We start from the raw sequence: 15,484 nt of genomic DNA, 5'->3' as shown, positions 1-15,484 counted from the left end.
TTGCAAGACTCAACGCAGGGCTTCGTAGAGAGAACCCGACAGCTCACCAACGCTCTTGCCCCCCAGCAGCTCCTGGAGGGGAAACTCGACCCGCAGCTCCGCGTGCAGCAGCTTCTTGAGCTCCACGCCCATCAATGAGTCGAGCCCGAGCTCGTGCAACGTCTGCTCGGACTCCGGAAGTTGGGTGGCCCCCAGCTCCAGGACCTTCGCCACCCGCTCGCTGAACCACTCGAGCACCGCGCTCCGCCCGTCCTCCGCGGAACCTCCGCGCACGCGCCGCAGCAGCTCGCGACGACGTTCGGCATCCGCACGGCCCGAGCCGGCATCCCCGCCGAAGTCCGCGAACAACGGCGGAGGACCCTCACCTGGAAGGCCCCCGAGGAAGGTGGGCCAGTGGATGGGCATCACCCCCACCACCGCCGGCACCGGCCCGAACACCTGCTCCAGGATGGAGAACGCCTGCTGCGTCGGCACCATGCCCACGCCCCGCTTGCGCATGCGCGCGTCCAGCGCCGCCGCGGCCTCGTCTCCCGGCTGTGCCCAGGCGCCCCAGCTCGAACTCTGCCCGGGCAGGCCCATGGAGCGCCGATACTCGGCGAGTCCGTCCAGGAAGGCCGTGGCCGCCAGGTGGTTGCCCTGACCCGAAGCCCCCATCAACGACGTGGAGGAGGACAGCGAGAGGAAGAAGTCCAGCGGCGCGCCCGCGAGCCACCGATGCAGGTTCCAGGCGCCGGAGACCTTCGCCGCGAACACCCGGCCCAGGCGCTCCCGCGTCTGGTGCACGAGGATGCCGTCATCCACCTCGGTGGCGGCGTGGATGATGCCTCGGAGCGGCGGCATGCTCTTCGAGATGCCCGCCATCACGAAGTCGAGGTCCGAGTCCACGGACACGCCCGCGAGCGAGATGATCGCCGCGCCCCGGCCGCGCATCTCCCGCACCTCCTCCGCGGACACGTCGCTGGCCCGCTTGCGCCCCAGGAGCACCAGGTTGCGCGCCCCCCGTTCGACCATCCACCGCGCCACCTGGAGGCCCAGGCCGCCCAGGCCCCCTGTCACCAGATAGGTGGCGTCCGCTCGGAGCTGGAGGTGGCCCGCGCCCTCCCAGTCCCACTGTCGGTGCCTCGCCAGTCGCAGCACGTGGCGGCGCCCTTCGCGCAGCAGGACCTGGTCCTCTTCGTCGCGAGAGCGCAGCTCCGTCCACAGCGCCTGTGCGCCCTCTTCCAGTCCACGCTGGGGATCCACGTCGACCCGGCGGCAGTCGAGCTCCGGGTGCTCATAGGCAATCGCCTTCCCCACGCCCCAGAGCGGAGCACCCAGCAGGCCCGGCAGGCCTCCCGCGTCCTCCGCGCGCTGGGCTCCTCGCGTGACAATCCAGAGCGAAGGCGAAGCCGGGTGGCTCGCGCCCGCCTTGAGCAACGCCTGGGTGAGGTACAGGATGCCGCCACACGCATCGAGCGTCTCGTCCTGGAGTTGAGAGACGGTCAGTCCCTCGGGCTCCGGAACATCGAGGCCCCACAGGTACACGACGTGGGAAGGCACGGTCCCCGCGGCGGACAGCGCCTCCGTCAGCCGGAGGAAGGCCTCCGGGTTCCGGATGGGCACCTCGTAGCCGCCGTCTTCGTTCTGTCGGAACACCTCGCCCCGATGGACGAAGGTGCAGCGGCCCCCCGCGTCGCCCACGCGCCTCGCGAGCGCTCCGCCCAGTCCACCCTTGTCGGCGAAGACAAGACAGTGCCCTGGCGGCGAGGGGGCATCCTCCAGGCGTGGACCGCTCGCGACGGGCCGCCACCTCGGCGCATACAGCCACGTGTGCGGCAGGTCGGCGTAGCGAGGAACCGTCATCAAGCGCTCGCGGTTCAGCGCCTCCACCTGCCGTGGCTCCAGCTCGCTCCGCTTCTCCGCGGTCAGCAGCAGATACGCCGCCGCGCCTCCTCGGAGCAGACCTCCCATCACCTCGTACGCCCGGGCCGCCTCCGTACGTGCATCCTCGTGGCCCCAACCGAGCTGCGACAGCCGCGCGTCCATCTCGGGCTCGTGGAGGAAGTTCCCCGCCTCACGGGCCGCATCCACGCAGTCCACGACGAGGAAGCCATTCGTGGTGAGCCAGCTGACCAGCTCCTCCAGGAGGGGCAAGGACAGCCGCTCGACGTGCGGCAGCGACAGGCCCGTCTTCAGGAACACGTCCCCGAGGACCAGCCGCCCACCCTCGCGGACCTTCTTCCCCAGGGCCGCGAAGAGCGAGGCGCGCTCCTCCGGATGGCGGAGGGCCTCCAGTCCGAAGGCGACATCGAAGCCCGCCTCCAGTCCCTCGGAATCCAGCCCGCCCGTCACGACCTGGATGCGCCCTTCCAACGAGCGGGTCCGCACGCGCTCGCGGGCCGCCTCCACGTCCTGGGGCGAGGACGCATGACCGATGATTTGAAATGTCCCGGGCCGCCGGGCCAGCGCCACCCACTCCCGGCCGTCACCGCCCCCGAAGCCGAGGACCCGCGCGCAGGTGGTGAGGTCCACGGCCCTGAACAACGCCCCGCGCAGGTCGCGGTGCGCGTCCTCCAGGAGCCGGGACTGCTCATCCGTCCGCGAGCCCCGCGCCGCCAACAACCAGGAGAACGACGGAGCGACCTCCGGTAGCAGCGCCAGCGTCGCGAAGTCCTCCGTCCCCTCCTGGAGCACCTCGCGCATGGAAGGACGCGGGCCCGGCGCGCGAGGGGCCGGGGCCCGTGGCCCCTTCAGCGCCAGCTCCAGCAACGCCCGCCGCTCGGGCGAAAGCGCGGCGAGTCGCTCCGCGAGGATACGTCCCTGTCCGTCCTGCTCCATGAGACCGCCTCTCGACGACACCTCACCCGTGGCGGGACAGCGCCCACCCTCGTGGCGAGGAAAACCGTGGATGTACGACGCGGATGACCCGGACTAGGTGGGCTTGATTCTCTCTGGGCCCGTGGGCCCGGGGCGGCTGCCCGGCCCCGCTTCCGTGCTCCTGGCGCTTCCCGCGACGCCGTGTGTGGGATTGCCCGGGGCGCTGGCGTGGTCGTGCGCCGGAGGTTCGTGGGGGGGAGCGCCCTTGGACGCGCGGAGCTTCGCGCTGGCCTCATCCATCAACTGCTTGATGGTCATCATGCGGGGGCTGAGCGGTGCCCCCGCCTGGATCGCCGAGTCGATGTGCTCCAGTTCGTGAATCTGCGCCTGGAGCAGGTGGGAGACCGCCTGCAGCACGTCCCTCTTCGCGCGGAAGAGCTGCTGGATGAAGCCTTTTCCTCCTGGAATCACGGCGTCGACGACCTCGGCGACCTTGGCCCCTTCCTCGGGCTGGGTCTCGAGCCGGAAGAAGCCCTTCGGCAAACGCTTTTTCTGCCAGGTCATTTTCAAACCCTCTCTTTCTTGAACTCAACGACAAGTTTGTCGCCATCCATGCTCGCCCCGACAGTGGCGAGCGGCGCAACCATCCTGGGGAGCAGGAGATTGCGGCGGAAGGCACCTACCTGGATGACGAGCTCCGCCTCGCGCCGGGAGAGAGTGACCTCTTCCTTGCTCACGAAGGGCAGCTTGACCTCCAGCCTGTACACATCCACGGCATCCTTTCCAATCCCATGCGCGGAATGGATGACCATGAGTCGCGACGGGTCTTCGCCTCGATAGAGCAGCGTCGAGAAGGACTCGAGCGTCCCCTCTCCCACGACCTCCCCTGCCTGGAGTTCAATCCCTGTCACGGGGATGGGGCCGACGAGGCGCTGGAGGTTTTCGACAGCGGGGTGCCGCTCCAGGACCTCGTCCGTCCCCGCCGGCACGAGGCGATTGAGGACGATACCATCCAGGGCAATGCCTTGCAGACTGAACGCCGTGCAGGCGCGCCTCGTGGCCTGCTCGGCCCGGCTGTCATGGGTGGTCACCAGCCGCAGGGTCGTCACGGTGGGGTCGCGCAGCAGCGCGCCCACGTCCATCAGCTTGTCACTGGCCCCGTGGAGCACGTCGGGGTTCGTGCGCGAGGGCCTCGCCCTCCGAGCACTCTGCTCCGGTGCCCTCGACCTGCGCGCATACCAGCTCACGGCGTCCGCGCCGCCGACGAAGCGCAGCGCGTCCCCCGTGCCAGGCCCATCAATGATGATGAACTCGTACGTCCGCGCACGGAGGTAATCGCCGAGCACGAGGAGCGCCAGCAGCGCGTCCAGCCCCGGAGTGAGCGCCACCTCCTCCGCCGTCACGTCCTCCAGCCCACCGCCCAGGAGCGCGGCCACTTCGCCACGGCCTTCGCTCCAGCGGCGCTGAAGCTCCGATGGGACATCCAACTCCTGGAGGTGCAGATGGTCATTGAGGCGAACGGGCAGGCCGCTGGCCCCCGGGAGCACCGGCACCTCCAGGCCAAAGGAGGCACTCAAGTCCCGGGTCGAGTCGAAGGAGAGGACCAGCGTGCGCAGGCCCCGACGCGAGGCCGCCAGGCCCGTCGTCGCCGCCACCGTCGTCTTGCCCACGCCGCCGCTTCCCGAGACAAGGAGGATCCGGGTCATCTCAGCTCACCTCTCCATTCGCAGGCCACGCTCGTGCTCCCCCGCACATCAGGTCCCGACCTGTGAGGGCTGCGCGCCCTGCTGCGAATCCCCCAGCCAGCCGGACTTCTCGAGCCAGTGCTGCGTTCGCTGGAGCTGGTCCATGGTGGACTGCTGGCTCAGCATTTCGACGAGCGCCGTCCCCACCTGCTGCAAGTCATAGGCGGAGATCCGCTGCTCGACGATGGGGTTCAGCCGGAAGTACTTCTTCCGGAGAATCATTCGGCACTGGTAGTTCACCGCGTCCGAGCCCGCCTCCAGCAACATCTTCACCAGCACCATCAAGTCTTTTGAGTCCAGGAGCCACCGGGCGAAGCCCCAGTTGGCCTCTCCGGCGCGGAAGGTCGGCGCGAGATAGGTGGACATGATGCCGTTGCCCAATGACAGCACCAGGATGGAGTCCAGGCTGGGCGGCTCGGTCGCCAGCGTGTCCACCTGCTCGTGCTTGTTCGGACGGGACATGTTGTTGATGGCCTGCGCCAGTCCCACGAGCGAGGGATTGTTGGCGTAGAGCCCGCCATCCACGTAGCCGCTGCCCTGGTCCTTGAGCCCTTGATAGATGGGATAGGAGAGCGGAGGCGACCCGCTGCGCATCAGGACGTCGATGAGCAACTCGTTGAGGTCGGGGTCATTGTCCGGGCCCGTGTTGTGGAAGATCTTCGACTTCCAGGTCCGCACGCCCTTGCGATGCCCATCGAGCTGGAAGCTCGGAATCACGACCTTGCGCTTGAGGTCTCCCAGCCGCGTCGTCATCCCGAAGTAGCCGCCCAGGAAGTCGCGCATGTAGTTCGAGTCGAGGAACGAGCTGGCGCCAGCCAGCGCCCGCAGGGAGCGTCCCAGGGACACGCCCTTCCGGTTCATCGCGACGGCCTCGCCCCAGAACTGGAGGCTCTTGTCGAAGGCGCTGTCGGGGTCCGCCTCGCTGGCGAAGAAGGCCGCGTTGAAGGAACCCGCGGAGGTGCCGACGAAGAGGTCCACCTGATTGAGCAGGGTTCGTCGGTCGCCTCCTGAGTCGAGCGTCTGCCGAAGCGCTCCGAGCATCCCAGTGGTGACATATCCCTCTCCACCGGAGATGGAGGAACCATCCATTGACAGGATTCGATGCGGCATCACGCGACCTCCTTCGAGAACTGCGCGTTCCACCCGTTCGCGGGCAACAGCGCCCGAGGGGTGTCTTGCATTGGCATCCCGGAAGCAACCGCGTCCAGGCACTGTTGAAGCCGTGAAGCCAGCACCGCGGCGTTCTTCTCTTCCATGATGAGCGTCATGTGATTGCCGGGGACCGTAATGACTTGCACGCCATTGGGGGCGAACCTGCGCACGCTGTCGACGAGTGAATCCCTGCCCTCGCTCGGAGGCTCGGCCCTGAAGAGGGTGGCGCGGCCGCCATACGAGGTGAAGGTGTAGGAGCGCTCGGCCCGCAGGGTGACCAGCATGTTGCGGGCCGTGCGCGCCACGTCCTTGATGAATCTGCGCAGGTAGGTGCGCCGCCCGCCCGAGTCCTTGCGCCAGAGGTCCTTGGGAGTCTCGGGCAGGCTGATTCCCATCCACTCGCCCACGAGCTTCAAGCTCTCGTAGTCACGTGGAAGTGGGGTCTCCACCAGCACCTTCACGAGCTGCGAGCCCGTGGAGACCGCCTGCCGGAGGTCCTGGCTGTCCTGCGCGGCCTTGCGGTCGAGCGAGGCGCCATCAATCAGGCCGAGCAACGCGACCTGTTCTCCTCGGGCCTCCAGCTGGCGCGCCATCTCGCACACGACGATGCCCCCGAAGGACCACCCCGCGATGCGATAGGGCCCCTGCGGCTGGAGCTGTCGCATGACGTCCACGTAGTGCGCCGCCGTCTCCTCGATCGTGGCCCTGGGGACGCCGTCGTCCATCAGGCCCGGCATCTGGAAGCCGAAGACAGGCTGCTCGGGACTCAGGTGACGCGTCAGGGAGACATAGACGGCGGGATTGCCCGCGGAGGGAGGGGCGATGAACAGCGGCGGGTTGCGTCCTCGCGGCTTCAGCGCCACCACGCCGTCGGGCAGTCGCAAGGCCACCGCGCCGACTTGCGCGTCGATCCACCGGGCCAGCCCCTCCACCGAGGGCCGCTCGAAGATCTCGTTGAGGGGGACCTCCACATCCAGGACGCTTCGGATGCGCGCGATGAGGGTGATGGCCAGCAGCGAGTGCCCTCCCAGGTCGAAGAAGCTCGCGCCGGGCGCCACGGCGTCGAGACCGAGCACCTCGCTGAAGAGGCCTTGGAGCTTTCGCTCCGTGTCGGTCAGCGCCCCCGCGCCGCGCACCGCGAGCCCGCTCTCCCGCCTCCCGGTGGGCGGCGGAGGAAGGGCCTTGCGGTCGACCTTGCCGCTAGACGTGAGTGGCAGCGCGTCGAGGACGAGGAGGACCGACGGCCGCATGTATTCGGGGAGCTGCTCCTGGAGGAACTCGCGCACCGCTGCCTCCAGGGCCTCCCTGCCACCGGGGGTGCGTGGATCCGCGGGCTGGACGTAGGCGACAAGGCGGGGCTCCTGGCCCGGAGCGCGCTGCAACACCACGGCGGCGTGGATGACCTGCGGGTGCCGCGCGAGGGCGGCCTCCACCTCTCCCGCCTCGACGCGGTGGCCGCGAATCTTGAGCTGGTCGTCCAGGCGACCCAGGAACTCGAGCGTGCCGTCCGGGAGGTACCGGGCCAGATCTCCCGTGCGATAGAGCCGCGTCCCCTCCTGGCCAGAAGACTCGCTCGCGAAGGGGTTGGGGACAAAGCGCTCGGCCGTCAGGTCCGGACGCCCCAGGTATCCCCTGGCCAGCCCCGCGCCGCCGATGTGCAGCTCACCCGACACGCCGACGGGCACCGGCTGTCCCTGCCGGTCCAGGACGTACAACTGGGTGTTGGGGATGGGCCTGCCGATGGGGATGCGCTCGGGGAGCGGTCCTCCTCCCGTGGACACCTCGTGGAAGCAGCACGCCACGGCGGCCTCGGTCGGGCCGTATTCGTTGATGATGCGCGCGGCGAGGCGCTGCTCGCGCCACGTCTCCAGGTCTCCGCCATGAAGGCCCTCGCCACCGAGCACGACGGCGTGGGTCCGCTCGAGCACCTCCCGGAGTCGCCCCAGGCCGTCGAACGCCCGCAGGTGGGAGGGCGTCAGCTTGATGAAGCTGAAGCCCTGCTCGAGGTAGTCCCTGGAGGACAACAGGTCCAGCTCCTGTCCCCGTGGAAGCAGGAACAGGGCGCGTCCCGAGATGAGCGGGGCGAAGAGGCTCGTCAGCGTGCCGTCGAAGCTGATGGACCCGAGCACCGGGCTCCCCGTGCCCTCGTCGAGCCGGTACGCCTCCACGCTCCACTTCAGGTAGTTGACGATGCTCCGGTGCGTCACCTCCGTGCCCTTCGGCTGGCCCGTCGAACCGGAGGTGTAGAGGACGTAGGCGAGGTGGTCGGGGGTGACGTCCCGGCGCAGGCGCTTGCCGATGGCGTCCAGGAAGTGTGCTCCCGACGTGTCGACGTGGAGGACCGTCGCGACGGCCTCCAGCTCCGGGTGCGCACCCGAGGTGAGCAGCACCCGAGGATGGGCATCGCCGACGATGCGCCGCAGTCGCGCGGGAGGCTCATCCGGGTCGAGCGCGAGGAACGTGCCGCCCGCCTTGAGCACCGCCAGCAGGCTCACGATGAGCCCGGGCGAGCGCTCCATGCAGACGCCGACCCGCGTCTCGGGTCCCACCCCCAGCGCCTGGAGCGACACCGCGAGCCGATCACTTTGCTGGTCCAGTTCGCCGTAGGTCAGCTCCCAGTGCCCCACGACAAGGGCGCAGGCGTCCGGGGTCCGCGCCGCGTGGGCCTCGAACAGCTCGTGCAGACACGGCCCGCTGGCTCCTCCCTCAGCGCGCGTGTCGTTCCACTGTCGGAGGATGCGCTCGCGGTCGGCGGCCGGAAGCAGGGGGAGTTCCGACACGGGCCGCTGGGGCTCTGTGAGGAGCCCCTGGAGGAGCACCTGGAAGCAGTCCGAGTAGTGCTGGAGGGTGCTCCGGTCGAAGAGGCCCCGGTTGAACACGAACCGCACCGTGAGCCGGTCTCCGTGGTCCTCCACGAAGAGGTTGAGGTCGAAGCGGGACGTGGTGGTCTCGAACTCGAGCGGGAGGATCTTCATCCCGCTCGGGTCCGGAATCCCGCCGGGTGCCCGCGTCCACGAGAACACGGTCTGGAACAGCGGGTTGTAGCCGGGGTTTCTCGCGGGCTTCAGCTCCTCGACAAGCAGGTCGAAGGGCAGGTCCTGATGCGCGAACGCATCGAGCACCACCTCCCGGACTCGCTCCACCACGGTGGAGAAACCCGGGCGGCCTCCGAGGTCCACGCGCATTACCAGGTTGTCGACGAAGAAGCCCACCAGGGGCTCCAGCTCGGTGCGGGTCCGGTTGATGGAGTTGGCGCCGAGGACCAGGTCCTCCCGTCCAGTGAGCCGGTGCAACAGGACGAAGAAGGCGCCCAGCATGCCCATGAACGGCGTGGCGTTGGCCGCATGGCTCAGGGCCTTCAGGGCCTCGGTGAGCGGAGGCCCCATCTCGAAGTGGACCTCCCCTCCCGCATAGGTCTGCACCCGGGGGCGCGGGCGATCCGCGGGGAGTTCCAGCAGCGGAGGCATCCCGGACAGGCGTCGCTTCCAGGCGTCCACCAGGTCGCGGCGAACGTCGCCCTGCAGATGGCTCCGCTGCCAGATGGCGAAGTCGGAGTACTGGAGCGGCAGCGGCGGCAGCGGCGAGGGCTGCCCCTGAGCGAAGGCCCCGTAGAGGGTCATCAGCTCGCGGATGAGGATTCCCCGAGCCCAGACATCCGCCGAGATGTGATGCAGGCAGACCTGGACGTACTGGCCGCGCGGCCCCCGGTCGATCACGAGGACGCGGGTCAGAGGGCCCTCGGACAAATCGAAGGGCCGCTCCCCCTCGCGGCGGAGGAACTCCTCCGTGCCCCCGGGCTCGTAGGCGAACACCTCCGTCTCGTCCATCACCACGAACTCGAGCCGTGGCTCGGGGTCGACGAGTTGGACCGGGACGCCCTGCTGCTCGGCGTAGCGCGTGCGGAGGATTTCGTGGCGCCGGACGATTTCGACGAAGCAGCGCTCCAGGAGCACGGCGTCGAGGTGCCCCTCGACGCGCATGGGCATGACCAGGTTGTACGCGACACCTCCCGGTTCGAGGCGGTCGAGGAACCACAGCCGCTGCTGCCCGTAGGACAGCGGGGCCGGCCCCGTGCGCGCGACGGGGGTGATGGGGCGCTCCTCGTTCACCCGGTGCCGCTCTCGCAGCAGCGCCAGCAGCTCGTGCTTGTGTTCGGCGAGCACCTTCCGGAGGTCCTCGCCCGCGGCCCCCTTCGGGCCTCGGAGCTTCAGGTGCTCCCCTTCCGCCCAGACCTCGAGGCCCCGCCGATTCAGCTCGGCGAGCAGCTCTCCCATTTTCATAGCGTCAGCTCCTCGATCTCGGACTGAGCGGAGGGAATGGGGACACGCGCGAGCAACTCACTGAGCTCCAGTTGCTCGTGCAGCGCCTCCACGATTCCGGCGACCCCGGTTCCATCGATGAAGCGGGCCATGGGCAGATCCACGCCCAGCTCCCGGCCCATGCGGTTCTTCAGCTCGACGGCGCGCAGCGAGTCGAGCCCCATCTCGTTCAGGGAGATCTTCTTCTGGAGCATCTCGTGCTCCGGGGTGAAGCCCAGCATGGGTGCCAGGCGGCCCTGGACGTAGTGCATCAGGAGTCCGCGCCGACGCGTGCCATCCGCGCGCCTGAACTCCTCCAACAGCTCCACCATCCGCGCCGTGCCGGCGGTGCGGGCCTGCTCACGCATGGCCAGCTCGGAGAACAGGGGGCCATGTCCCGTGGAGGGCGTGGCCTCCAGCGAGGAGAGGTTGACGGGCACCACGCCCATCTGCGCGACGTCCCGGCCCAGCAGCTCCTCGAGAATCCGCAGCGCGCGCTGGGGCGGAAGGCTGGTGGCGTCCGCTGTCGACGCGCGCCCCTTGCCCCGCGCCTTCTCGGCCATTCCTCCGCCGGCCCACTGCCCCCAGTTGACGCTGAGCGCGGGCAGCCCCTTCGCGCGCCGGTGGTGCGCCAGCGCATCCAGGAAGGTGTTGGCGGCCATGTAGTTGGCCTGCCCGGCGACACCGATGAGCGACGCCGCGGAGGAGTACATGACGAAGAGGTCGAGCGGGAGCCCGACCGTCGCCTGGTGCAGGTTCCACGCTCCCAGCACCTTGGGCGCGAGCACGCGCGCGAGACGCTCCCGGTCCTGCCGCAGGAACACGCCGTCCTCCAGCACGCCCGCGGTGTGGAAGATGCCCCGCAGCCGCGAGCCTCTCGCGGTGAGTTCCTCCACGAGCCGCCGCACGTCTTCCGCGCGTGAGACATCGGCGCGCGCCACCAAGACTTCGCAGCCGCGCTCGCGCAGCTCGTCGAGTCGGAGCTTCGCCTCTTCGCCCGGCGCTCCGCGGCCAACCAGGACCAGTTGGCGAGCCCCGGCCTCCACCAGCCACGCCGCGGTGGCGAGCCCGAGGGCGCCCAGCCCTCCTGTGATGAGATACGCGCCGTCGGCGTGAATCCTCATCGGACTGGCGCTGCTCGACGGAGCACCAGGCCGCACGAGCCGGGCCGCGAGGAGCCGGGAGCCTCGCAGGGCCAACATGTTCTCCCCCGGCGCACGGGCCATCCGCTCGAACAACCGCGAGGCCGCGTCCTCCGCGTCGTCCAGGTCCACCAGCCGACAGCCCAGCTCCGGGTGTTCGATGGCGGCGGCGCGGCCGAGCCCCCAGAGCGTCGACTGCGCGAGGCCCTCCACGACATCCCCCGGCGTGGCCGCGACGGCGCCTCGGGTCACCAGCCACAGCGCGGGCCGCTGGGCCCAGGTGGCGCGGGCCATGGCCTGGACGAGGTGGAGCACGCCTGTCGCGCTTCGCGCCGTGGCACCCGCCAGCGACTCCGGCGAGAGCGCCGTGGTCCCCGGCTCGTCGAGCCCCCAGAGACAGACGACGGTCGTCGGCGCGGCGCCTTCCGCGGACAGCGCCTGGAGGAGTCTGGCGAAGCCCTCGGGGTCGTTCGGGTCGATGCGGGCGTGGCCCGGCTCGGAGCGCTCGTAGCCCGGGCCCGGTGTCACGACCTCGCACGTCCCGCCGTGGCGCAGGACGTGCTCCTTCAGCCCTTCCGCGACGCCGCCCGAGTCCGCGAGCAACAGCCAGCGACCGGGCTGGGGAGGAAGTGGGGTCCACGCCCGGGGTGCCTCTTGCTCACGCCACGCCAGCTCGAAGAGCAGCTCCCGCGCGGAGTCGGAGAACGAGGTCATCAGCGCGCGCCGGTCGATCCGCTTCAGCAGCAGTCCCTCGACCTCGGCGATGACCTCTCCCCCTTCTCCGAGGATGCGCAGGTCGATGCTCAGCAGCTCGTCGGAGGTGGAGGAGCGGCCGTCGTGGCGCGCATGCACCCAGGCGCTGCTTCCGGGCTTCTTGAACCAGCGCAGGCGTTGGATGGCGACCGGCATCCGTTGCCGGTGGTCCGTCGCCTCCTTCGCCTCCTCCATGAACAGCGCGGCGACTGTCTGGAAGCAGGCATCGAGGATGAGCGGATGCAGCCGGTACTCGCCCATCCCGACGACCTGACTGTCGGGCAGCCGGACATGGGCGAGACAGGCCTTCTCGCCGAACCTCAGCGCGTCGATGGCCCGGAACGACGGACCGTACTCGATGCCATGGCGTGCCATCAGCTCGTAGAACGGGTCGACCGGACGGGGCGGAGACAAACGCGCGAACAGCTCGGCGTCCAGGTCGACGGGGCGCGCGGACTCGCGGTGCTCCACGATGTACCCGTGGGCGAGGCGAGCCCAGTCCCGCTCGGTGCCCGTCGTGGCCTGACCGTGGATTTCGAAGTGCGTGCGCCCCGCCTCCGGCGTCAGCACCGTCTGGACGTCACAGCCCTCGCCGAGCACGAGCGGGCGCTCCAGCTCGAACGAGAGCAGATCGAACAACGGCTCCGACCGCGCCGCGAAGTGCGCGGCCCCCAGCGCCATCTCGACGTAGCAGGCGGCCGGCAGCACCGTCGTTCCGAAGACGCGGTGCTCGGCGAGGAACGAGGGCTCACGGGCGCTCAAGCGCGCCGCGAAGCGCAGCTCCTTCGTCCCCGCCAGGGACAACGGTACGCCCGCGAGCGGATGGACCTTGTCGCGAGCAGTCCCCCGCTCCGACATGGAGCCCGGGGAGCCGCCTGTCGCGGAGTCGATCCAATAGCGCTCGCGGCGGAAGGGATACGTCGGCAGCGTGACCGACCGCCGCTCGAAGGGCGCATCGAACGCGGTCCAGTCCGCCTCGAAGCCGCGCACGTAGAGCGCGCTCAGGGTGGAGAGCAGTTGTGCCGTCTCTCCGGACGAGGGGCGCAGGCTCGGGAGCCAGCAGAGCTCCTCCGCGTCCGGGAAGCCGCGCAGACCGATGCCCGAGAGGACCGGCGCGGGGCCCACCTCGAGGAACGTCCGGTGCTGCTGCTCGCGCAGGGCCTCCAGCGCCGCGGCGAAGGAGACGGGCTCACGCAGGTGGCGGCACCAGTACCCGGGCCGGGTCAGCTCCTCCGCGACGAGCCTGCCCTCCAGCGCGGAGACGAAGGGGATTCGCGGCACCGCGAGCGGCACCCCGTCGAAGCACGCCTCGAAGGGCGCCACCACCGCGTCCATCAGCGGAGAGTGGAAGGCGTGCGTGACGGGCAGCGGCTTGCAGGCGATGCCCTTGCGCGCGAGCTCCCCCGCGACCTCGGAGATCGCCGCGCGGTCCCCGGAGATGACCAGGTCCTCGGGGCCGTTGATCGCCGCGAGGGAGATGAGATGGGAGCGCGCGGCGAGCTCCTGGGTCAGCGACTCCAGGGACGCGTTGACGGCCAGCATCGCGCCCTCGCCCGGGGCCTCGTGGATGAGCCGCGAGCGCTCGACGACCAGCTTCAGCGCGTCCTCGATGGAGAGGACCCCGGCGACCACGGCCGCCGCGTACTCGCCCAGGCTGTGCCCGGCCACCGCGCCCGGGACGATTCCCCAGGAGGTCCACAGCTCCGAGAGCGCGAACTCGAACGCCACGAGCGCGGGCTGGGCATAGCGCGTGTCCGCGAGCAGGGAGGCGGACTCCTCGCCATGCAGGATGTCCTCGAGCCGCGGCTCGATCAGCCCGAGGAGAGCGCTCGAACAGCGCCGCACCGCCGCGCGGAACACGGGCCAGGTCTCGGCGAGCTCTCGGCCCACTCCGGGACGAAGCGACCCCTGCCCCGTGAACAGGAAGACCGGCTTCGGGCTCTCCGTCCCCCGTCGCGGCTCGCGCTGGGGACGCGGCTTCTCGGCGCGCAGCCGCGACAGGCCCGTCCGGAGTTCGTCCGCGGTGGCGCCCGTGACGGCCGCGCGATGCTCGAAGTGGGACCGGCCGACGTTGGCCGTGAAGCACCAGTCCCCGAGAACCACGTTGTCATCCGACAGAGCGGACTCATGCACCTCCACCTGCGCCTCCAGGGCGGCCTCCGTCTTCGCGGACAGGGTCAGCAGGTGGATGGGGCGCTCGCGCTCCACCGGGGGCCGGGGCAGGACGGGCGCCTCTTCCACGACGAGGTGCACGTTGGTGCCGCTGAAGCCGAAGCTGCTGAGCCCCGCGAGCCGCCGCTGCTCGCCTCTGGGCCAGGGCCGCAGCGCGGTGGGGATGACCACGGGCAGGTCATCCCAGCGGATGTTCGGGTTCGGCCGCGAGAAGTGGAGGTGCGCGGGGATGGCCTCGTTCTGGAGGGCCAGGAGCACCTTGATGAGCCCCGAGACTCCGGCGGCGGCCTCCAGGTGCCCGATGTTCGTCTTCACGGAGCCCACGAACAGCGGCGTGCCTCGCGTGGGCTTGCGGCCGAAGACCGAACGCAGCGCCTCCATCTCGATGGGGTCGCCGAGCGAGGTCCCCGTGCCGTGGGCCTCGACGTAGCTGATCTGCTCGGGCTCCACGCCGCAGCCCTCCAGCGCCATGCGGATGACGCGCTCCTGCGCGCGCCCGTTCGGCACCATCAACCCGCTGCTGCGACCATCGTGGTTGAGCGCCGAGCCCCGGATGACGCCGAGGATGAGGTTGCCCTGGGCCAGCGCGTCCGACAGGCGCATGAGCACGACGACACCGCAGCCCTCACCGCGCGAGAAGCCATCCGCGGACGCGTCGAAGGTCTTGCAGCGACCGTCGACCGCCAGCATCCGGTTCTGGCACTCGAACATCATGGTGAGGGGCGACAGGCTCAGGCTGACGCCTCCCGCGAGGGCCAGGTCGCTCTCGTCGTTGCGCAGGCTCTGACACGCGAGGTGGATGGCGACCGCGGAGGAAGAGCACGCGGTGTCCACCGTGAGCGCGGGCCCCTGGAGGCCGAGCGTGTGGGCGATGCGCCCTGCCGCCATCGAGGGGTAGTTGAGGGACGCGGAGTGCATCTCCACGCCCGCGGTGAAGCCGAGCACGTTGTAGTCGTTGTGCATCAACCCCACGAAGACGCCGGTGCGGCTCCCGGTGAGCCCCGCGGGGGGGATGCCCGCGCGTTCGAGGGCTCGCCAGCACTCCTCGAGCAGCATGCGCTGCTGCGGGTCCATGTCCTTCGCGTCGCGCGGAGGGATGCCGAAGAACGTCGGGTCGAACAGGTCGACGTTCTCGATGAACGCGCCCCTACGCGTGTACACCTTCCCCCGTGCGCCCGGCGTGGGGTCGTAGATTTCATCGATGTTCCAGCGCTCGGGTGGCACCTCTCGGGTGGCATCTCCTCCGTCGCGAAGGAACTCCCAGAAGGTCTCCGGCAGCTCGCCTCCGCCGGGGAAGCGGCACGACATGCCGACGACGGCGATCGGCTCCGCGGCCAGGAGGTCCTTCTTGGCGCGGAGCTGGCTCGCGAGATACGCGAGCTTGACGGCCGGCAGCTCGGAGATGCGTGTCGGTAGTTTCGCCATC

6 protein-coding genes are annotated in these 15,484 nt (G+C 69.9%); all 6 read right to left on the bottom strand.

All coding sequences use genetic code 11. The features are described from left to right. Positions 1-9 precede the first annotated feature (9 nt). Positions 10-2,817, bottom strand: coding sequence for an SDR family NAD(P)-dependent oxidoreductase (locus tag G4D83_RS11100; RefSeq protein ID WP_163864659.1), 2,808 nt, complete (start codon positions 2,815-2,817; stop codon positions 10-12). 93 nt (positions 2,818-2,910) lie between these two features. Further along, complete coding sequence (locus G4D83_RS11095; RefSeq protein ID WP_163864658.1) at positions 2,911-3,360, bottom strand: hypothetical protein; 450 nt, start codon at positions 3,358-3,360, stop codon at positions 2,911-2,913. Positions 3,361-3,362: 2 nt separating this feature from the next. Beyond that, positions 3,363-4,502, bottom strand: coding sequence for an ArsA family ATPase (locus G4D83_RS11090; protein ID WP_163864657.1), 1,140 nt, complete (start codon positions 4,500-4,502; stop codon positions 3,363-3,365). 48 nt (positions 4,503-4,550) lie between these two features. Continuing rightward, entirely contained in the window at positions 4,551-5,651 is a 1,101-nt protein-coding gene (locus G4D83_RS11085; protein WP_163864656.1) for a patatin-like phospholipase family protein, read from the bottom strand. Beyond that, positions 5,651-9,973 carry a non-ribosomal peptide synthetase gene (locus G4D83_RS11080; protein ID WP_163864655.1) on the bottom strand — a complete coding sequence of 1,441 codons (4,323 nt, stop codon included), beginning with the start codon at positions 9,971-9,973 and terminating at the stop codon, positions 5,651-5,653. The genes G4D83_RS11085 and G4D83_RS11080 overlap by 1 nt, the downstream gene beginning before the upstream one ends. Then, positions 9,970-15,483 carry a type I polyketide synthase gene (locus tag G4D83_RS11075; RefSeq protein WP_163864654.1) on the bottom strand — a complete coding sequence of 1,838 codons (5,514 nt, stop codon included), beginning with the start codon at positions 15,481-15,483 and terminating at the stop codon, positions 9,970-9,972. The genes G4D83_RS11080 and G4D83_RS11075 overlap by 4 nt, the downstream gene beginning before the upstream one ends. Between the last annotated feature and the right edge of the window lies 1 nt (position 15,484).

This window comes from Myxococcus eversor (assembly GCF_010894455.1).
Taxonomy (GTDB): domain Bacteria; phylum Myxococcota; class Myxococcia; order Myxococcales; family Myxococcaceae; genus Myxococcus; species Myxococcus eversor.
This window is presented reverse-complemented; position numbering and strand designations above follow the sequence as displayed.